20 protein-coding genes and 1 pseudogene are annotated in these 18,346 nt (G+C 64.5%); 7 read left to right on the top strand and 14 right to left on the bottom strand.

Annotation, left to right across the window (positions count from 1 at the left end; genetic code table 11):
- Positions 1-13: 13 nt before the first annotated feature.
- The 10 genes from RFN28_RS03865 to RFN28_RS03820 form a co-directional block, all read right to left on the bottom strand.
- A complete protein-coding gene (locus RFN28_RS03865) occupies positions 14-1,255 on the bottom strand; it encodes a flagellar basal body P-ring protein FlgI (protein WP_320286048.1) in 1,242 nt (413 codons plus the stop codon).
- Positions 1,252-1,776 (bottom strand): flagellar basal body P-ring formation chaperone FlgA, encoded by a 525-nt coding sequence (flgA, locus tag RFN28_RS03860; RefSeq protein WP_430677235.1) that lies wholly within the window; start codon positions 1,774-1,776, stop codon positions 1,252-1,254. Before flgA ends, RFN28_RS03865 begins: the two co-directional genes overlap by 4 nt.
- Positions 1,777-1,782: 6 nt before the next feature.
- The gene (gene flgG / locus RFN28_RS03855) at positions 1,783-2,571 is read right to left on the bottom strand and encodes a flagellar basal-body rod protein FlgG (RefSeq protein WP_320286046.1); all 789 of its coding nucleotides are present in this window, start codon (positions 2,569-2,571) and stop codon (positions 1,783-1,785) included.
- Between the two features lie 9 nt (positions 2,572-2,580).
- Positions 2,581-2,910 carry a flagellar hook-basal body complex protein FliE gene (fliE, locus tag RFN28_RS03850; RefSeq protein ID WP_320286045.1) on the bottom strand — a complete coding sequence of 110 codons (330 nt, stop codon included), beginning with the start codon at positions 2,908-2,910 and terminating at the stop codon, positions 2,581-2,583.
- Positions 2,910-3,326: a flagellar basal body rod protein FlgC gene (flgC, locus tag RFN28_RS03845; RefSeq protein WP_320286044.1), complete on the bottom strand. Its 417-nt coding sequence runs from the start codon at positions 3,324-3,326 to the stop codon at positions 2,910-2,912. Before flgC ends, fliE begins: the two co-directional genes overlap by 1 nt.
- Positions 3,327-3,328: 2 nt before the next feature.
- Positions 3,329-3,709 (bottom strand): flagellar basal body rod protein FlgB, encoded by a 381-nt coding sequence (gene flgB, locus RFN28_RS03840; protein WP_320286043.1) that lies wholly within the window; start codon positions 3,707-3,709, stop codon positions 3,329-3,331.
- A gap of 90 nt (positions 3,710-3,799) precedes the next feature.
- The gene (locus tag RFN28_RS03835) at positions 3,800-4,459 is read right to left on the bottom strand and encodes a hypothetical protein (RefSeq protein ID WP_320286042.1); all 660 of its coding nucleotides are present in this window, start codon (positions 4,457-4,459) and stop codon (positions 3,800-3,802) included.
- Complete coding sequence (fliI, locus tag RFN28_RS03830) at positions 4,440-5,846, bottom strand: flagellar protein export ATPase FliI (protein WP_320286041.1); 1,407 nt, start codon at positions 5,844-5,846, stop codon at positions 4,440-4,442. Before fliI ends, RFN28_RS03835 begins: the two co-directional genes overlap by 20 nt.
- A 4-nt stretch (positions 5,847-5,850) precedes the next feature.
- Positions 5,851-6,573 carry a flagellar basal-body rod protein FlgF gene (flgF, locus tag RFN28_RS03825; protein ID WP_320286040.1) on the bottom strand — a complete coding sequence of 241 codons (723 nt, stop codon included), beginning with the start codon at positions 6,571-6,573 and terminating at the stop codon, positions 5,851-5,853.
- A 7-nt stretch (positions 6,574-6,580) separates the two neighbouring features.
- Positions 6,581-7,702, bottom strand: coding sequence for a DUF1217 domain-containing protein (locus RFN28_RS03820; RefSeq protein WP_320286039.1), 1,122 nt, complete (start codon positions 7,700-7,702; stop codon positions 6,581-6,583).
- A gap of 148 nt (positions 7,703-7,850) precedes the next feature.
- Between RFN28_RS03820 and motA the strand changes: the two genes are divergently transcribed.
- The 6 genes and pseudogenes from motA to RFN28_RS03790 all read left to right on the top strand — a co-directional run.
- A complete protein-coding gene (motA, locus tag RFN28_RS03815) occupies positions 7,851-8,726 on the top strand; it encodes a flagellar motor stator protein MotA (protein ID WP_320286038.1) in 876 nt (291 codons plus the stop codon).
- 34 nt (positions 8,727-8,760) lie between these two features.
- Positions 8,761-9,696 carry a FliM/FliN family flagellar motor switch protein gene (locus tag RFN28_RS03810; protein ID WP_320286037.1) on the top strand — a complete coding sequence of 312 codons (936 nt, stop codon included), beginning with the start codon at positions 8,761-8,763 and terminating at the stop codon, positions 9,694-9,696.
- Positions 9,697-9,726: 30 nt separating this feature from the next.
- Complete coding sequence (fliN, locus tag RFN28_RS03805; protein WP_320286036.1) at positions 9,727-10,107, top strand: flagellar motor switch protein FliN; 381 nt, start codon at positions 9,727-9,729, stop codon at positions 10,105-10,107.
- A 43-nt stretch (positions 10,108-10,150) separates the two neighbouring features.
- Positions 10,151-11,167: a flagellar motor switch protein FliG gene (locus tag RFN28_RS03800; RefSeq protein WP_320286035.1), complete on the top strand. Its 1,017-nt coding sequence runs from the start codon at positions 10,151-10,153 to the stop codon at positions 11,165-11,167.
- A gap of 24 nt (positions 11,168-11,191) precedes the next feature.
- Positions 11,192-12,274, top strand: coding sequence for a flagellar biosynthesis protein FlhB (gene flhB, locus RFN28_RS03795; RefSeq protein ID WP_320286034.1), 1,083 nt, complete (start codon positions 11,192-11,194; stop codon positions 12,272-12,274).
- Positions 12,275-12,294: 20 nt separating this feature from the next.
- A pseudogene (locus RFN28_RS03790) lies at positions 12,295-12,726 on the top strand (BspJ family T4SS effector nucleomodulin); the annotation flags it as partial.
- 37 nt (positions 12,727-12,763) lie between these two features.
- Here RFN28_RS03790 and RFN28_RS03785 read toward each other — a convergent pair.
- The 4 genes from RFN28_RS03785 to RFN28_RS03770 all read right to left on the bottom strand — a co-directional run bounded on the left by RFN28_RS03785 (position 12,764) and on the right by RFN28_RS03770 (position 16,402).
- The gene (locus RFN28_RS03785; RefSeq protein ID WP_320286032.1) at positions 12,764-13,534 is read right to left on the bottom strand and encodes a helix-turn-helix transcriptional regulator; all 771 of its coding nucleotides are present in this window, start codon (positions 13,532-13,534) and stop codon (positions 12,764-12,766) included.
- The gene (locus RFN28_RS03780) at positions 13,531-14,286 is read right to left on the bottom strand and encodes a helix-turn-helix transcriptional regulator (protein WP_502572784.1); all 756 of its coding nucleotides are present in this window, start codon (positions 14,284-14,286) and stop codon (positions 13,531-13,533) included. Before RFN28_RS03780 ends, RFN28_RS03785 begins: the two co-directional genes overlap by 4 nt.
- 389 nt (positions 14,287-14,675) lie before the next feature.
- Complete coding sequence (locus RFN28_RS03775) at positions 14,676-15,707, bottom strand: histone deacetylase family protein (RefSeq protein WP_320286031.1); 1,032 nt, start codon at positions 15,705-15,707, stop codon at positions 14,676-14,678.
- Positions 15,708-15,748: 41 nt separating this feature from the next.
- Entirely contained in the window at positions 15,749-16,402 is a 654-nt protein-coding gene (locus RFN28_RS03770; RefSeq protein ID WP_320286030.1) for a TetR/AcrR family transcriptional regulator, read from the bottom strand.
- A gap of 253 nt (positions 16,403-16,655) precedes the next feature.
- Here RFN28_RS03770 and RFN28_RS03765 point away from each other — a divergent pair, with 253 nt between their 5' ends.
- Positions 16,656-18,323: an amidohydrolase gene (locus RFN28_RS03765; RefSeq protein ID WP_320286029.1), complete on the top strand. Its 1,668-nt coding sequence runs from the start codon at positions 16,656-16,658 to the stop codon at positions 18,321-18,323.
- Positions 18,324-18,346: the final 23 nt, after the last annotated feature.

The following is an 18,346-nucleotide window of genomic DNA, read 5'->3' as shown; positions in this document are numbered from 1 at the left end:
ATCATCGGCGTGCCTATTGGAGAACCAGATCGGCCTGCAGGGCGCCGGCCGACTTGATGCCTTGCAGGATGGCGATGATGCCGTCGGGTTTCACACCCAGGCGGTTGAGGCCGGAGACAAGCGTTTCCAGGTCAGGGCCGTCGAGCACGGCAACGCGCGCGTCGGGTCGCGTGGCTTCGATAGCGGTGAAGGGTTCGACTGCGGTGACGCCCCTGGAGAAGGGTTCCGGCTGAACCACCTTCGGCGCTTCGGTGATGCGCACGGTGAGCGTGCCGTGGCTGATCGCCACGCGCGAGATCTTGACGTTGTTGCCGATGACGATGGTGCCGGTGCGCTCGTCGATAACGACGCGGGCCGGCGCATCCGACTCGACGACCAGGTTCTCGATCTCGGCATAGAAGCGCGCCGCGGAGACGTTCTTCGGCCGCCTGATCTGCACGGTGCGGGCATCGCGTTCGGCGGCGACGCGCATGCCGAAGCGCTGCGAGGTGTAGTCGTTGACGGCGTCGGCGATGCGGATGGCGGTCGAAAAGTCGGGATTGCGCAACTGCAGCGTCAGCACACCCTGGTCGTCGAACTCGGCCGGCACCGAACGCTCGACGATGGCGCCATTCGGCACACGGCCGGCAGTGGGCACGCCTTGCGTCAGCTGCTCGGCCTGGCCCTTGGCGGTGAAGCCGCCCACGATCACCGAGCCTTGCCCAACGGCATAGATTTCGCCGTCCGCCGCTTTCAGAGGCGTCATCACGAGCGTGCCGCCGGCGAGCGAGCTCGCATCGCCCATCGAGGAGACGTCGATGTCGATGCGGGCGCCCGACTGGACGAAGGGCGGCATATTGGCGGTGACGATGACGGCAGCGACGTTCTTGGCGCGCGCGCTGCCGCCCTCGGTGGCGATGCCGAGGTTCTCCAGCATGGCGCGGATCGACTGTTCGGTGAAGGGCGAGTTGCGCAGGCTGTCGCCGGTTCCCGCCAGGCCGATGACCAGGCCGTAGCCGACGAGCTGGTTGTCGCGCGCGCTCTGTAGCTGGGCAATATCCTTGATGCGCGCGGCGACCTGGCCGGGCGGCAGCGTGCTCGGCCCCGACGACACGCGGAACATGCGCGTGGTGGTGGCCGGATCGTATTCGGGGTCGTCGTAGACGCCGCCATTCTTCTGGGCGAGCTCGCGCTTGGCCTTGGGCGTGAGCCCGTCGGCCAATGCGGGCTGAAGACCGATGGCGGCGCTCAGCAGAAGGGCGAATGCGCGCATCACGATGCGCCGACCCGAATGGTGCCGTCGGCCATCACCGTGCCGGAAATGATCTTGCCGCTGTCGACATTGCGGATCTTGATCTGGTCGCCGGCGGCGCCCGGCTGCAAGGTGACGCCGGCGGCCGAGATGGTCAGCGCGCCCGCGGTGAAATAGACCTGCACGGAAGCGCCCTGTTCGACCAGCCAGGCATCGCGGATGGCTGCAGCCGGGATATAGCGGCCGGGCACGAGCGTGCGCTTGGCGACCTTGCCCTGCAATTCGTCGGAGCGCGTCGCCATGCCGTCCGGCTTGTGCTTGCCGGAAACCAGCGTCACCTGCTTCAGCGCCGCGAGCTCGATGGTCTCGCCGGGATAGATGACCCGGTTGGGGATCAGCACGGCCTCGCCGACCGCCTGACCGGCGGCGATCTGGTTGGCCGACTGGCCAGCCGTCTCCTGCGCAAGCGCCGGCATGCCGCAGGCCACCAGCGCGAGGGCCAGTAGGGCGCGGCGGAACGTGGAGCAGGAGGCCGGCATAGCGATCGTCCGTTACCTGATGTTCTTGGAGACCACCGAGGCCATGTCGTCGGCGGCCTGGATGACCTTGGAGTTCATTTCATAGGCGCGCTGCGCCGAGATCAGCTCGGTGATTTCCTTGACCGGATCGACGTTGGAAGATTCCAGATAGCCTTGCTGGATGGTGGCGAAGCCCGGATCGCCTGGAACGCCGACATTGGCTGGACCGGAAGCGGCCGTCTCCTGGAACAGATTGTCGCCGAGCGGCGCCAGGCCCGCCTCATTGGCGAAGTTGGCGATCTGGAGCTGGCCTAGAAGCTGGAGGTTGGTCTGGCCGTCGATGCGGGCAAAGACCTGGCCGGTCTTGTTGACGATCACCTCGACCGCGTTGGTCGGCACGGTGATCGCCGGAATGACGTTGGCGCCGTCGACGGTGACCAGTTGTCCAGTGGCATTGGTGTTGAAGGCGCCGGCGCGGGAGTAGAGCGTGCCGCCGTCGGCGCCCTCGATCTGGAACCAGCCCCGGCCGGTCAGCGCCAGGTCGAAGCTGTTGCCGGTGCTGGTCAGCTCGCCCTGCGTGTGGACGTTGCGCACGGCCGTCGTCTTGACGCCGAGGCCGATCGAGACGCCTTCCGGCACCAGCGAGGTGTTGGAGCGGTTGGGCACCCCTTGAGTGCGGTCGACCTGATAGAGCAGGTCCGAGAATTCGGCTCGCGCCCGCTTGTAGCCGGTGGTGTTGATGTTGGCGATGTTGTTGGCGATGACTTCCAGATTGGTCTGCTGGGCATTCATGCCGGTCGCGGCGATGGCAAGGGCTTTCATGACGCGGTCCTAGATATTCATGCGACTGATTTCGAGATAGGCCGAGACGACCTTGTCGCGGATGGCGATGGTGGTCTGCAGGGCCTGCTGGGCGCTCATCACCGCATCGGCCACCTGGCGGGTGTCGGCGTCGCCCTTGAGCGCCTGGATCGACATCTGCTCGGCGTTCTGCAGCGTGTTGACCGTCTTCGTCGCGGCCTTGTCGAGCATGTCAGCGAAGCTGCTGCCGACGCTTTCGGCTTCCTGGGTTCCGACGCCGCCCTGAAGCAGGCCTGGCGAGGCGGCCTCCGCGCCATCGATTGCCGGTTTGAACTGGAGTGCCCCGATACCGCCGATCATTACTGGTTCCTCATCAGGTCGATGGTCATGGAAATCAGGTCGCGCGCCTGCTTGATGACCTGCAGGTTGGCCTCATAGGAGCGGTTCGCCTCGCTCATGTCCGCCATTTCGACCAAAACGTTGACGTTGGGCATCTTCACGTAGCCTTTTTCGTCGGCGGCTTCGTTGCCGGGCTGGAACTCGATCGGGAAGTCCGACGGGTCGTGCGCGATCGAGCTCACCTCGACCAGCGAACCGCCGCTCGCGCGGTCGAGCTCGGACTGGAAGGTGATCGTCTTGCGCCGATATGGATCGGCGCCGGGCGTGTTGCCCGTCGATTGCGCATTGGCGAGGTTCTCCGACACCACGCGCAAGCGCTCCGACTGGGCGCCAAGGCCGGATGCCGCGACTTTCAGGGCTGCGGTCAGCGCGTCCATGGTCAGCTCTTCACCACCATCGTCATCATCGAATGGAAGGCTTTCACGATCGCCGTGTTGAGCTCGAAGGAGCGGCGCACCTCGCCGGCCTTCATCAGCTCGTCTTCGAGCACCACCGTGTTCTTCGACGGCATGATCGAGCCGGTGGCCTCCTCCGGCTTGACGTTGAAGCCCGCATTGGCCGTCTCAGTGCCGAGATGACCGGCCTGGGTAGCCGCCAGCGTCACCGCGGTGCGGTCGAGAACCTTTTCGAACGGCTCGACGTCGTTTGCCGTGTAGCCCGGCGTGTTCGCGTTGGCGATGTTGGAAGCGATCGCCGATTGGCGCACAGCCAGCCATTGCGACTGCCGGGTGGCGAGATCAAAGAGGTTGACAGGTTCCATGGGACTCTCCGGGCGAGTACGCACAAGACTAGGCCGCCAGTCTTGCGCGGACCTTGCGCGGAGCAGGCTCGGCAGCCCGCCGCGGCGCCGTCACCTGGAAAGCTCGATCACCTTGTTGGCGTCGGTGACGATCACCCATTTGCCGGCGCGCTGCTCGATCGAGGCGACGCGGCTGGAATCGGGCAGGATCGAGCCGCGCTGAACAATCCACAGACCGGTATCGTCCTCGATCATGGCGCGGCCGTTGGCGACATGCACCATCTTGAACGCCGACGCGGCCGGAAAGGGCTGCTCGCCGGGCGCCGGCGCGGGGGCAGGGTCGTCCTGCACCGTTCCGGTGGCAAGCAGGTCGATGTCGGCACTGGGAACGTCCCTGGCCGTCAGCGGCGTGCTGCGATCGGCCGAAACGCCGCCGCCTGCGCGTCCGGAATTGCTGCCGCTGCCGCCGAACTTGATGGCCTGCACGCCGAACTGCTCCTGGTTGAAGAAGATGTACCAGGGAAACAGCGCGCAGATCAGCCCGAGCGTGATGCCGAGCGCGGCAACGACGAAATCGCTGCGCCGATCGGCTTTCCTGTCGGCCAGGCGCGGGAACTGGGCCGGCGGCGGCGCCGGCCACTCCACCTTGGGGAACAGGCCGTTGATGAGCGAGTCGCGGCTGGCTTCGGCCTCCTCGGCGGCCTTGGCCTCGGCGATCATCTCGCGCAGCACGCGCTCGGTCTGCTGCAGCTCAGTCTCCTTGGTCGCCATTCTGCTTCCCCTTGAGATGGCGGGCGAGGTCGGCGAACGGATCGGCCGAAGCGCGATCCCTCGGCGATTGGGTCAGCGCCTCGTAGATCAGCGGCACCTGGCGCACGGCCATGTCGAGCTCGGCGTCGGCGCCGCCTTGATAGGCGCCGAGCAGGCGGATGTCGCGCGTGTCCTCGAAGCGCGCGATCATCGACTTCAGCCTGGTCACCAGCAGGCGCTGTTCGGCGCTCCAGGCCTTGTCCGCGAGGCGCGAGATCGACGACAGCGGATTGACCGGTGGGTAGCGTCCCTGCTCGGCAATCGCGCGGTCGAGCACGACATGGCCGTCAAGAATGCCGCGCACCGAATCGGCCACCGGATCGTTGTGGTCGTCGCCGTCGACCAGCACCGAGATGATGGCGGTGATCGACCCCTTGCCCTCGGCTCCCGGACCCGCCCTTTCGAGCAGCTTCGGCAAATCGGTGAAGACCGAGGCGGGGTAGCCGCGCGCGACCGGCGGCTCGCCGGTTCCGGTCGCCACCTCGCGCAACGCATGGGCAAAGCGGGTGATCGAATCCAATACCAGGAGCACGCGATGGCCCTGGTCTCGGAAATGCTCGGCCACGCACATGGCGGTGTCGGGCGCGCGGCGGCGCATCATGGCGCTCTCGTCGCTGGTGGCGACGACAGCGACGGTCTTGGCCATGCTGTCGGCGCCGATCGTGTCCTCGAGGAATTCGCGCACCTCGCGGCCGCGCTCGCCGATCAGCGCGACGACCACCGTGTCGAAGGCTTCGGCGCCGGCGAGCATGGCAAGCAGCGTCGATTTGCCGACTCCGGAGCCGGCGAAGATGCCGAGCCGCTGGCCGAAGCAGAGCGGAGTGAAGATGTCGATCACCCGCACCCCGGTCAGGAAGCCGGTGCCTACACGCTGGCGGGACATGGCGCCAGGCGTCGCCCCGGCCACGGCATCCGCGGCGTTCGGCCTGATCAGCGGCGGGCCGCCGTCGATGACGCGAGTCAAAGCGTCGATGGCGCGCCCGCGCCAGGAGGCGTGCGGCGCGACCGCGAGCGGACCGCGCCGGAACACTGCATCGCCGATGCCGGCATCGGCGCTGCGCTCGAATGGCGCGACCACGACCTCGTCGCGGCCTATTCTGACGATCTCGCCGCGGCGCGTGCCGGCCTTGCTGCGCTGCTCGACGATGTCGCCGAGCCTGGCGATGTCGGAAAGTCCATGCACCTTGTAGTGGGTGGGCGAAATCTCGGCGACGCGGCCGCCGCGGCTGAGCAACGTCTCGGGATTATCGAACCGCCGGCAGATGCGTTCGAACGCGGCCAGCCGATCCACTGGACCGGCTTCGTCAAGCCTCTCGGGCGCGCGGAGAAGGGACGAGCCGGTCGCCATGCCGCTACTTCGAGCCGAGCGTCTTGATCGCGTCGTCGGTGGAGGAAGCGCTCTGCCGGATCAGCGCTGCCGTGTTCTCGAAGGCACGCTGCACCTGGATCAGCCGTGTCATCTCCAGCACCGGATTGACGTTGGATTCTTCCAGAAACCCCTGGGCGACGCCGACGTCAGAACGGTCGGTGACCGGTTCCGGCGTGCGGGCGGGAACGATGCCCGAATTGCCGTAGCGGACAAAATTCTCGCCGGGGTCGAATTGGAAGACGCCGATGGCACCGACAAGCTGATCGTTCTGTCTGAGCGAACCGTCGGCGCCGGCTTTTGGCGGGCCATTGCGCGGATCGAGCTGGATCGGCGCGCCGCCGCTGTCCAGCACCGGATAGCCTTCGATCGACATCAGCTCGCCGTTCTCGTTCATGGAAAAGCGGCCGTCGCGGGTCATCACCGTGCCCGCCGGCGTATCGATGGCGAACCAGGCGTCGCCCTGAATGGCGAAGTCGAAGGGATTGCCGGTTTCGGTCAGCGAGCCGTGCGCCGTGGAAAGATAGGTCTTGCCGGAGGAAGCAAAGGAAACCGACTTCGGCCCGGTGCCGGAGACCATATCCTCGAATTTCACGCCGGTGGCACGAAAGCCGATGGTCGAGGCATTGGCGACATTGTCGGCGATGGTGTCCAAGCGGCGCTCGAGCGCGATCTGCGAGGAGAGGGCGACGTAGAGACTGTCCTGCATGGTATTCTCAGAACTTCAGCTTCTGCATGGCCATCATCAGGTCGGTGGAAATGCCCACGGTGAGCGGCTGCGCGAAGAGGACGCTGACCGACGAAACGGCGGTCGAGGTCGGATTGTTGATCTCGTACATGCTGGTGAAGCGGGTCAGGAACTTGCCGAGCTTCTCGGGGTCGGTGAAATCCGAGATGTCGAGCTTCTGTTCGAACAGCTGCGCCTGCTTGTCGATGTCGGCGGTGGCGAAGGAATCGGGCAGGCCGAGCGCGGTGCGGACCACGCTGGCAAGCGCGGTGTCGGCAAGCACGTCGTACCAGCTGGTGATGTCCGGCGCCTTGCGCTGGAAATAAAGCGCGAGCCGGACGCCCTCATTGGTCTTGCCGGCGTCCTCCTCCAGCGTCTGGCGCATATACTTGTCGACGGTGGGCTGCTGCGCCGGGACATAGGTGGTGGCGTTCTCGCCGTACTGCTCGAAGTTGAAGGCCGAGGCGAGGGCAGCATACGCCGGATTCGTCTGCTTGTTGGCGACGCTGTCGGGATTGCGCACACCGCCTTGCAGGACCTGCTTGATGAGGTCCTTGTCCTCGGTCGCCGAATCGAGACCGAACGCGGCCAGAGCGTAGGTGTAGAGCCGGCTGTTGCCCATCAGATCGTCGACGGACTTCACCTTGGTGATGTTGGCGAGGTAATAGGTCGTCTCACCCTTCACATAGTCCGAGTTCGGATCGAGACCGGCGATCTGCGCCTGTATGGCATAGTTCTTCGTCACCAGCTGCTGCGCCTTGTTGTAGACGGTCGCATCGGCGCCATTGGCGGCGAAGTTGAAGGCGCTGACAAACTCCGCGTAGCGCTTGTCGGTCAGCTTGTTGGCGAAGCTGTTTGAATCGGAAACGCCTTCCTTGAGCGCCTTGACCATGAAGGCCTTGGCATAGTCCATGTCCTCCAGCCCGTAGGCCTTCATGGCATATTTGAACAAGCGGTCATTGTTGACGAAATCGTCGATCGATTTCACCTTGGTGATGTTGGCCAGATAATATTGGGTGTCGCGATCGACTGTCGGCTGTTGCTCGATACGGTCGATCGACTTGTTGATGTCTTTCACGATCAACTGGTAGCTGGTGTAGGTATTGAGCAAAGGACACGCCTCCGGCCGAAGCTATCCCGGCACGATAAGCTCACTTCCTTGCGCGAAGCTGAATCGCGTCCTGCGGTTCCGATTCAAGCCTCACACAAGGCACGGGGACTATCCCTGATCCACGACGTGACATGCGGAAGGACCTGTCGTGGGGATTCTGATCGGACTTGTGGTGACGCTCGGCTGCGTTCTCGGCGGCTTCATGGCCATGGGCGGCCATCTGCACGTGCTGCTGCAGCCGTGGGAAGCGGTGGTCATCTGCGGCGCGGCGCTCGGTACCTTCCTCGTCGCCAATCCGATGAAGACGGTCAAGGACACCGGCAAGGGCATTCTCGAAGCCTTCAAGCAGGCTGTGCCGAAGGAGCGCGATTACCTCGAAACGCTGGGCGTGCTGCACAGCCTGATGCGCGAGCTGCGCTCGAAGTCGCGCAGCGAGGTCGAGGGGCATATCGACAATCCGGAAGAGTCCGCGATCTTCCAGGCGTTCCCGACCGTCTTGAAGAACCACGACCTGACGCATTTCATCTGCGACTATTGCCGCATCATCATCATCGGCAATGCGCGCTCGCACGAGATCGAGGCGCTGATGGACGAAGAAATCCAGACGATCCGCACCGACAAGCTGAAGGCCTATCACGCGATGGTCGCGGTGGGCGACGGCCTGCCGGCGCTCGGCATCGTCGCCGCGGTGCTCGGCGTTGTGAAGGCGATGGGCGCGCTCGACCAGTCGCCGGAAATCCTCGGCGGCCTGATCGGCGCTGCGCTCGTCGGAACCTTCCTCGGCATCTTCCTTTCCTATGCCGTGGTCGGTCCGGTCGCCACCAAGATCAAGACGGTGCGCGAGAAGAAGAACCGCCTCTACATCATCGTCAAGCAGACACTGCTTGCCTATATGAACGGCGCCTTGCCGCAGGTCGCGATCGAGTTCGGCCGCAAGACCATCTCCTCCTATGAGCGCCCGACGATCGATGCCGTCGAGCAGAGCACGATGAACACGGGCAGCGCCGAGAAGAAGGCGGCCTGAGCATGCAGAATTCAAGCCAGGGCCGCTTGCCGTCATGACCAGTCCGGGCAGTCCGTCGCAAACCCGGGCCCTCATCATCGAGCGTCTCGTCGGCGACAGCGGCGAGGCCGCGCAGGTGATCGGCGCTGGCCGCGGCATGGCGGAGCGCGCGCTGCCGCTGTTGCAGAAGGCGCTTGCCGGTGGGCTCGGCGCGCCGGTGACAGTCGATCTGCAAGCGGTCGAAGTCGGCCGCGTTCCAGAGGCACGCTCCCGTGCCGGCGAAACCTTCGCCATGACCATTATTTCCTCGCCGACCTCGGCGGACGCCATGACGCTCGTCATGGACGCGCCGGCGATCGCCGTCATGGTCTCAGCGCTGTTCGGCGGCGATCCGGACCAGCCGGTGGCGCCGATCGAGCGCGACCTGTCGCAGATCGAGATGGATGTCGCGACCACGGTCTTCCAGGAGGTCGCAGTGGTACTGAACGGATCTGGCCGCCGCTCGCTCGAGCTGCGCATGCCGGTCCCGAGGGCGATGTCCGGCAACGAGGCGAGACGGCGCGTGCTGCGCGATGGCGCAGCGGTCCGCATCGTCTACGGCATCTCGACGCCAACCGATTCCGGCACGATCACGGTGATGATCCCGCAGCGCATCCTTTTGGCGACGCGCGGCGGCACCGCCGGTCAAGGTGACGACCACACGACGGAGCTCGACTGGCGGGCCCGCTTCTCGGAAGAGGTGATGCGCTCGACCGTGCGGCTCGAAGCCACGATGCCGCTCGCCCGATTGACGCTTGGCGACGTAGCGGCCTTCCAGCCCGGGCAGGTGATCGAGCTCGAGGAGAACGCGCAGCTGCAGGCCAAGCTCAGCGCGCGCGACAAGACGCTGTTTGTCTGCGAGTTCGGCAAGCTCGGACAGAATTACACGGTCCGCGTCCGGCATCCGCACGATGCCGGGCAGGAATTTATCGACGGAGTTATGCCTGGCTGAGGCCGGGCTTGGGATTATTGGAGACGAGGCATGGCAAGGACCAAGGTGGAAGCCGAACCCGATCAACCGGACGAGCAGCTCGACCGCGCCATCGAGGAATTGCGCGGCGTGCTCCGGGAAGAGGAGAAGCGTCCGGACGCCGCCTTCCAGGCCGGCGGCAATTCCTCGATCATCATGACGATCCCGGTCGATGTGCAGATCATCCTCGGCAGCACCGAAATGCCGGTGTCGGAGCTGATGGCGCTGCAGAAAGGCTCGACCGTGGCGCTTAACCGCCGCATCGGCGAGCCGGTCGACGTGGTGGTCAACGGCCGCAGGATCGCGCGCGGCGAGATAACCGTGCTCGAAAACGAGCCGTCGCGCTTCGGCATCAGGCTCACCGAGATCATCGCCGCGACGAAGAGCGCCTGAGCATGGATAGCGGGAGCTTTCACCGGCAGCGGAGCCAGGCACAATGACATCGTTGACGCTGACGCGCCCGCAAAAGGCAGCCGCCATACTGGTGGCGATGGGCAAGCCCTCGGCCAGTCGGCTGCTCAAATTCTTCAAGCAGGAAGAGCTGAAGGCGCTGATCGAAGGCGCCCGCCTGCTGCGCACCATCCCGCAAGCCGACCTGGAACGCATCGTGGCCGAATTCGAGGCCGAATTCACCGAAGGCGCCGGCCTGCTCGATTCGGCCGACCGGATGGACACGATCCTCAACGAATCGTTGTCGCCCGAGGAAATGAGCGCCATCATGGGCGAAAGGAAATTCGAGCCGGCGCCTGAGGGGCCGCCGCCGATCTGGCCGGATCTCGAACAGCTCGAGCCTGCTCGCCTCGGCACCTTTCTCGCCGGCGAACACCCGCAGACATCGGCAATGGTGCTGTCGAAGCTTGCGCCGCAGGCTGCTGCCAATGTGCTGCTGACGATGGAAAAGCCGATACGCAGCCAGATCATCAAGCGCATGGTGACGATGGCCAACATTCCGGACGCGGCAACAAGGATCGTCGAGAACCAGCTGCGCGTCAGCGTGCTTTCGCAAAAGGCGACCCGGGATACGTCGGCCGGGCAGGAGCGCGTCGCCAGCGTGCTCAACGAGATGGCCAAGCCCGAGCTCGACGAGCTCATGCAGGACCTGGAAGAGGCCGGGACGCCCGATCTCGCCGGCGTCAGATCGCGGCTGTTTGCCTTCGACGACCTGCCGCTGCTCACCCAGAAGGCGCGCGTGCTTCTGTTCGACGGGCTGTCGACCGAGCTCGTCACGCTGGCGCTGCGCGGCGCGCCGGCTGACCTCACTGAATCCGTGCTGTCGGCGATCGGCGCACGCTCGCGCCGCATGATCGAATCCGAACTCGGGCAGGGATCGGAAGGCATCGCGCTCGCCGACATCATGGCGGCCCGCAAGACGATCGCCGTGGCGACGATCCGCCTGTCGCGGCAAGGAGCGTTCGAGCTTCCTTCGACGCAGAACGCCGCCGAAGCGGCCTGACGATGGCAGTCCGGTCGGGTCACCATGGCTGAGGCGGTCGACAAGGATTCCAAAACCGAGGAAGCCACCGAAAAGAAGATCCGCGACACGATCGAGCAGGGCAAGCTGCCCCATTCGCGCGAGACCGCGATCTTTGCCTCCTTCCTTGCCATACTGGTGTTCACCGTCTTCTACGCCAAGGACGCCATCGTCGATCTCGGCATGTTCCTGTCGACGTTCCTGGAAAAGCCCGAAGCCTGGCCGATGGACACCGAGACCGATGTCATCACGCTCTACCAGCAAGTACTGGTCGAGATCGGCCGCGCCGTCGTCAGCCTGCTGGTGCTCCTGGTGGTCGCCGGCATCGGCGCTTCCGTGTTTCAGAACATGCCGCAATTCGTCGGCGAGCGGATCAGGCCGCAACTGTCGCGCATTTCGATCGCGAAGGGCTGGAGCCGGATGTTCGGCGTGCAGGGGTGGGTCGAATTCCTGAAGTCGCTGGCTAAGCTTGCCTTTGCCATCGCGGTGCTGACCTTCACGCTTTCGGAAGATCACCGCAGGCTGCTCGCCGGCATGATCACCAACCCGGTCGCTTTCGGCCTGGTGATCCGCGGCATCGCCGTCGACATATTGGTGGCAATCGTCTTCGTCATGGGGTTGATCGCGATCGTTGACATCGTCTGGTCGCGCTTTCACTGGCGGCGCGACTTGCGCATGACTAAGCAGGAAGTGAAGGACGAGATGAAGCAGTCGGAAGGCGACCCGATCGCGAAGTCGCGCCTGCGTTCGCTGGCGCGCGACCGGGCGCGGCGGCGCATGATGACGGCTGTGCCGCGCGCGACGCTCGTCATCGCCAACCCGACGCACTATTCCATCGCGCTGAAATATGTTCGCGAGGAGGATTCGGCTCCGGTCGTACTCGCCAAGGGCCAGGATCTGGTGGCGCTCAAGATCCGCGAGATCGCCAGGGAGCACGACATCCCGATCTTCGAGGACGTGGCGCTTGCCCGCTCCATGTACAAGCAAGTTTCGGTTGATAGCGTGATCCCGTCGCAATTCTACCAGGCCGTCGCCGAGCTGGTGCGGATCGTCTACTCGAAGAAGGCCGAGCGAAAAGTAACCCAATGAACGGACGCTGCTTGTAATCCATGAACCGGCAACCACACGCCAATTCACGCGAGCTGATCGTCGCCCATGCCATCGAAGACGTGGTCGGCGAGCTGCGCCTGATCGAGGTCGCCGACTACATCGCCTTCATCCGGCTGGAGCATTTCGCCTGCCTGTCGGACCTGGTGGATTCGGCCGCGGAACTCTACTTCCAGCCGGGCACGCTCAGGCTCGGCCATGGCGGCGAGGCGCATGTCGACTGGAGCGGCAGCCCGCGCATCGTACTGGATCTCGAGCTCAGGCCGCGCGGCGTCACCGTCTATTTCCAGCTGACGCTGACGGGGCAGGGGGCGTCCGTGGTCGTCAACTACGTGTCGTTCGAGAAGCCGGGCGAGACGCCGGAGCACAACACCGCCCTGCTCGAGGACGCGATCGATGCGGCCCGGATCCGGAGGACCGAGCCGCTCGCCTTTCCCTGGCGATGGATTGAAGACGCCCGGTCTGGGCGAGCTACTCGATCAGGCCGAGACGCAGCGCCTTGGCGACCGCCTGGTTGCGGTTGACCGCGTTGAGCTTCTGCGTCGACTGGGTCAGGTACTGGTTGGCGGTGTGCACCGACAGTTTCAGGAGCTTCGCGATCTCTTCGCTGGTGTTGCCGTTGGCGGTCAGCTTCAGGCATTCGAGCTCGCGCTTGGAGATGGCGCGCATCCTGCCGGTCTCGCCCGGACGGATGCGGGCGACAGCGGCGAACAGGGCAAAGCAGCGCGCGTGGATTTCACAGAGCGTGTCGTCCGACAGCGTGATGTCCGATCCCAGGAAGACCACCAGCCCGCATTGGCCGCGATCCGCATGCACCGGGAAGGCGATGCCGTTGGTGCCGGGCGCGAGCGGTGTTGTCGGTTCGGACCATGTCAGGCTCTCGAGGGTCCGACGTGAGCCGGCGATGCTGTCATCGGCCCACCAGCGCGGCGTCGTCGAGCTGCGGCTGTGGCGCACCATCTCCTCGCCGCTGGCGCCCGAGATGAATTTGGTTGCGACAGCGGTCGACGGATAGTCGGAATCGAAGCAGGCGACGAGGCGCGCGCGCTCCAGCGAAGGGCTGACGAAGAACAGCCCGAAGCCGGAAGCGTTGATGTCGACGGCGATCCAGCGGCAGCGGCGCACGGCGTCCGGAATGGTCACCGCTTGATGCGTCTCCGATCCGAGCGAGAAGGCGCCGAACGGATTGCGCTGATCGTTGAAAAGGGCGGCCGCAGCCTCTTTGACTTGCACGTGCTTCAAATGATGCCGCTCCTGATCGCGGTCGCGATCGCCATCGCGCGGTTGCTGGCCGCGAATTTCTGTATGGCGTGCGTGATGTAGCTGTTGACGGTGTTCGACGAGACGCCAAGGATGAGCGCCACCTCGTCTGTGGTCTTGCCTTCCGACACCCAAAACAGGCATTCGCGCTCGCGGTCCGACAGCGGGTCCTGCATGGAGGCAGCCGCGATCAGTTGAGGGATGCCGGACAGCGCGTAGCAGCATTTCAGCTGCGCCCTCATCAAGGCCGCAAGGTCGATCTTGCCGGGCTCGGCGGCGGAAAACAGCACGAACAGGCGCTGGCGGCCGACATTCAGCCTCAGCGAATAGATTTCGGCGTGGCCGAGCACGTCGAGCAGCTTGGCTTCCTCGCCGGTCAACAGTGCGCCGGCGTCGGGCGCGTGCGCCGCGACCAATGGCTTGGGGCGCACGCCGGGTGGGGCCGTCAGCGGCCCCAGCGCAAGGTTGGCGATCAGCCTTTTGCCGATCAGCTCGATGGCGTCAAAGATCCAGTTCGACGACACGATGCGCGCGTCGTTGCGATCCTGGTCGTGCACGATGGCGACCAGCATGTAGCTGTCGGCGCCGATGTCGGCGGCAAGCTGCATGAAGAAGCTGGTAAGATCGCCGCGGGACGACAGGCGCGGGCCTGAAGCGTCGGATTGAAGAGGCGCGGCGAGACTGCTCATATTGATGTTCTGGCCGGAATCGATCCCTGTGCCCGGTGCCGGCATCAGCCGGCGTCCGGACCCGAAACGCGTCACGTTCACGAAGACACACTCACGGGCGCGCACAGCGCCCAACCGAGCCGAATCCTTTCAGGGAACGCGAAGCCGTCCGCGTCTGGTGCCGGCCGGATGCCGGAACTTGAGACCTTGGGTGGTCGCCGCGCCCCCCGTGGACCGGCTGATTCGGGTCTAATCTACCCGCAGATGAATCCGACATCAAACGCGATTTGACAAAATCGAATCTCAAGGACTCGCATCGCGACTCAGCGGCCACGTTTCGCGTAGCCTGGCGGTAGTTTCAAGGTTGAATTGAGCCGATGGTTCCCCGGCAGGGGCGCAGGAAGATTCGCCCTCGGCTGCATCCGAGGGCGTTGTCCTTACGAGCGGATGTGATTTCAGCGGTCCTCGAATCCGGTCAGCACGCCGACGGCGTTGATGCCGATCTCTTCCACGGCGTAGCCGCCTTCCATGACGAACAGCGTCGGCAGGCCGAGCTTGGCGATGCGACGGCCGATCTTCGGGTAGTCCTCGCTCTTCAGCTTGAACTGGCTGATCGGATCCCTCTCGAAGGTATCGACGCCGAGCGATACCACGACGACGTCCGGAGCGTAGGCGGCGAGCTTGGCGCAGGCATCCTCCAGCGAGGCGTTCCAGCCGTCCCAGGTGGTGCCGAAGGGCATCGGATAGTTAACGTTGAAGCCTTCGCCTTCGCCCTGGCCGCGCTCGTCGGCATGGCCGAGGAAAAAGGGGTACTCGACCATCGGGTCGCCATGCAGGTTGAGCACCTGGATGTCGCCGCGACGATAGAAGATCTCCTGCGTGCCGTTGCCGTGGTGATAGTCGACATCGAGGATGGAGACGCGGCTTGCGCCCTGGTCGCGGAACCATTGCGCGACGACGGCGGCGTTGTTGATGAAGCAGTAGCCGCCCATGAAGGCGGCGCCCGCGTGGTGGCCGGGCGGACGGCAGAGCGCGAAGGCGGTCCGCTCGCCGCCCTTGATCAGGCCGGCCGCCGTTAGCGCGACATCGTAGGACGACTTGATCGCCGCCCAGGTGCCTTCGACGAAGGTGGCGCCGGCATCGAAGGAATAATAGCCGAGCAGGGCGTCGATGCGCTTCGGCGGCACGTCGCCGCGCAACCCGCGCGTCGGCCAGGTGAAGCCCATGGCCGAGCCTTTGAAGCCGGCGGCGACCCATTCCGGCCACACGGTCGGCAGGAAATCGACATAGTGCGCTTCGTGCACGCGCTTGGCGGCGGCGAGATCATGCTCGACCGGCCCGATGATCGGCCCCAGCTTCTCGCTCTCTACCCTTGCCTTGATGAATTCGGCCCGCGACGGTTTCTCGAAACCCGGCACGATCGCCGAGGTGACCAGTTCCATCTGCCCGGCATGACCAGCGTGAAGCGGCGAATAGACAGTCTTCATAAAATTCCTCTCGAAGTGCGAAATCAGTTGGAAATGCGAAATCAGTCGAGGTTGAGATAGGGGGTCACAAGGGCGAGCCACATGCTTTCCACATCGTTCTCGATGAGGTCGAATGTCTTGCGGTCTCTCTTCAGTCCGACCAGCCTGCAGGCGTGCCCGACCTCCATCATCACCAGGCCCAACCGCTTGGCGGTCTTTTCTTCAAGGGCCGGGTTCACATGCTGCAACCAGGCTGCGTAGAGGGCGATGATCTCTTTGTCATATTCGTCCTGGATCGGCCTGAGGTCGGCGTTGCCGGATATGGCCTCGATCACCGGCATCAGCGTGACGTTGTCCAGATACAGCCTCGACGTGTCGATGAAGAGCTTGCGCACTTCACGCCGAAACTCGTCACGGTTGGTTGGCCGGGGGGCGTTGATGCGCTTCTGGATGACCTCGGGAAAAGACGACAGCCAGCGCCGGGCCAGATCCAGAAGAATGGCTTCCTTGTTGGGAAAGTACTGATAAACCGAACCGACCGACAGGCCCGCGCGCTGCGCGATGGCGAGCGTCGTCGGTGTCCTGGTTCCCTGTTCCCGCGTCAGGATCAGCGCCGCGTCGAGAATTCTGTCGACCACCTTGCTTGACCGTTGCTGCCGCGGCTGCTTGCGCGGTTCGAGCGCTATTCTGGTCTTGCGGTCGAGACTGCGCTTCACTGCTTGTTGCCCCCGTTCCCCGCACGGCCTCACCATCGGCGCGCGGTGCTATCCACAATACATTCTAAACTCGGTGTGTTGACAAACGCGAATAATCAGTCGCATTCTTTATCCACGCTGTCTTCCACGATAACAAGGGGAATTTCGAAGATGGCGCATCGGCATCGACTCTTGTTCCACGGCGCCGCCCCTGGTGGAGCGGCAGCTCGCTGGACTTGGCGCTGTCGGTCCCCCAGCAAAATGTGGAGTCGCGATGTCGGTTGCGGGTGGTGGTGCGGATCTGATGGTCGTCAACGGCCATGTGCTGACCATGGACGATGACAATCCCACTGCTGAAGCTATTGCCGTCAAGGACGGCGCCATCATTGCCATTGGCAGCCGCGCTTCCATTGAAGAGCTCAAGCGACCCGCCACCAAGGTCATCGATGCCCAGGGCGGTTCCGTCCTGCCCGGTTTCATCGAAGCGCATATGCATCTGTTCGGCGGCGCGGCCGAGCTCGACAACCTGCATCTGGCGGGCGTGCATGGCTTCGACGCGCTGCGCGATGCAATCCAGACCTTCGCCGCGAAGCGCCCGAACGCCAGGCTGCTGATCGGCGCCGGCGTCGATTATGCGATCCTGCCGGAGCCGGTGACGCGCCATCATCTCGACCGCATCATCCCCGACCGTCCCTTCGCCATGTCGGCCTCCGACCATCATACGATGTGGGCGAACACCAAGGCGCTCGAAGAGGCCGGTCTGCTGCATGGTAAGCAGGTAGGGCCAGGCAACGAAATCGTCATGGGCAAGGACGGGCTTGCCGCTGGCGAGCTGCGCGAGGGTGAAGCGTTCGGCCCGATCCTGGAGCATTTTGGCGCAAACCGGACCCGGCTCGGCCTGACGGGCCTGGAGCCGGAACCTTATCCGTCAGCCGAAGAACTGGCTGCCGACCGCGACCTCATGCATCGCGGACTTCATTGGTGCGCTAAGCACGGCATCACCTCGATCCAGAACATGGACGGCAATCTCTATCAGCTTCAGCTGCTTGCCGGCCTGCAAGAGGAGGGGCGGCTGCTGTGCCGCACCAAGATCCCGTTCCACTTCAAGAATTTCATGACGCTGGACATGCTCGAAAAAGCCTCGCGCATGGCGGCGGCCTACAATTCCGAGTGGCTGTCGTCGGGCATGGTCAAGGTCTTCTATGACGGCGTGCTCGACTCCTGGACCGCGGTGATGGTCGACGACTATCCCGACCGGCCGGGCTGGCGCGGCGAGCCGCTTTTTTCGCCCGAGCATTTCGCCGAAGTGGCGGTCGAGGCCGACAGGCGCTGCCTGCAGATCGCCGTGCATTCGATCGGCGACGGCGCCGTGCGCGCCGTGCTCGACGGCTATCAGGCGGCGGCGAAGAAGAACGGCAGGCGCGACAGCCGCCACCGTATCGAGCATATCGAGGTGACAACGCCGTCCGACGTGCCGAGGTTTGCCGAGCTTGGCGTCATCGCGTCGATGCAGCCGCCGCATCCGCCGGGCGCCATGAATTTCCCGCTGGAGCCGACGATCTCGCGCATCGGCCGCGACAAGTGGCCATTGAGCTACGCCTGGCGCACGCTGAAGAATGCCGGCGCGCGGGTCGTCTTCGCCTCCGACTGGCCTGTATCGCCGGTTGATCCGATCCTGGGCATCCAGGCGGCGGTGATGCGCAAACCTTGGGCGGAAGGCCTGCCGGACCAGAGCTTCTCGCTCCATGAATCGATTGCCGGCTACACGGTCGAGGGCGCCTATGCCGAGTTCATGGAACATTGCAAGGGTCGGCTGAAGACCGGATATCTCGCCGATATCGTCGTTTTGTCGGCCGATATCGAGGCGACGGCGCCGGAAGCGCTGCACACGGTGCGGCCAGTGACCACGATCTGCGGCGGAAAGGTCACCTACCAAGCCTAAGCATGACCAAACCTGAGGTTGTG

Origin of the sequence: Mesorhizobium album, assembly GCF_033977205.1 — a bacterium.
Lineage (GTDB): Bacteria > Pseudomonadota > Alphaproteobacteria > Rhizobiales > Rhizobiaceae > Mesorhizobium > Mesorhizobium album.
The sequence above is the reverse complement of the archived record's forward strand: the minus strand, read 5'-3'. Positions and strand labels throughout refer to the sequence as shown.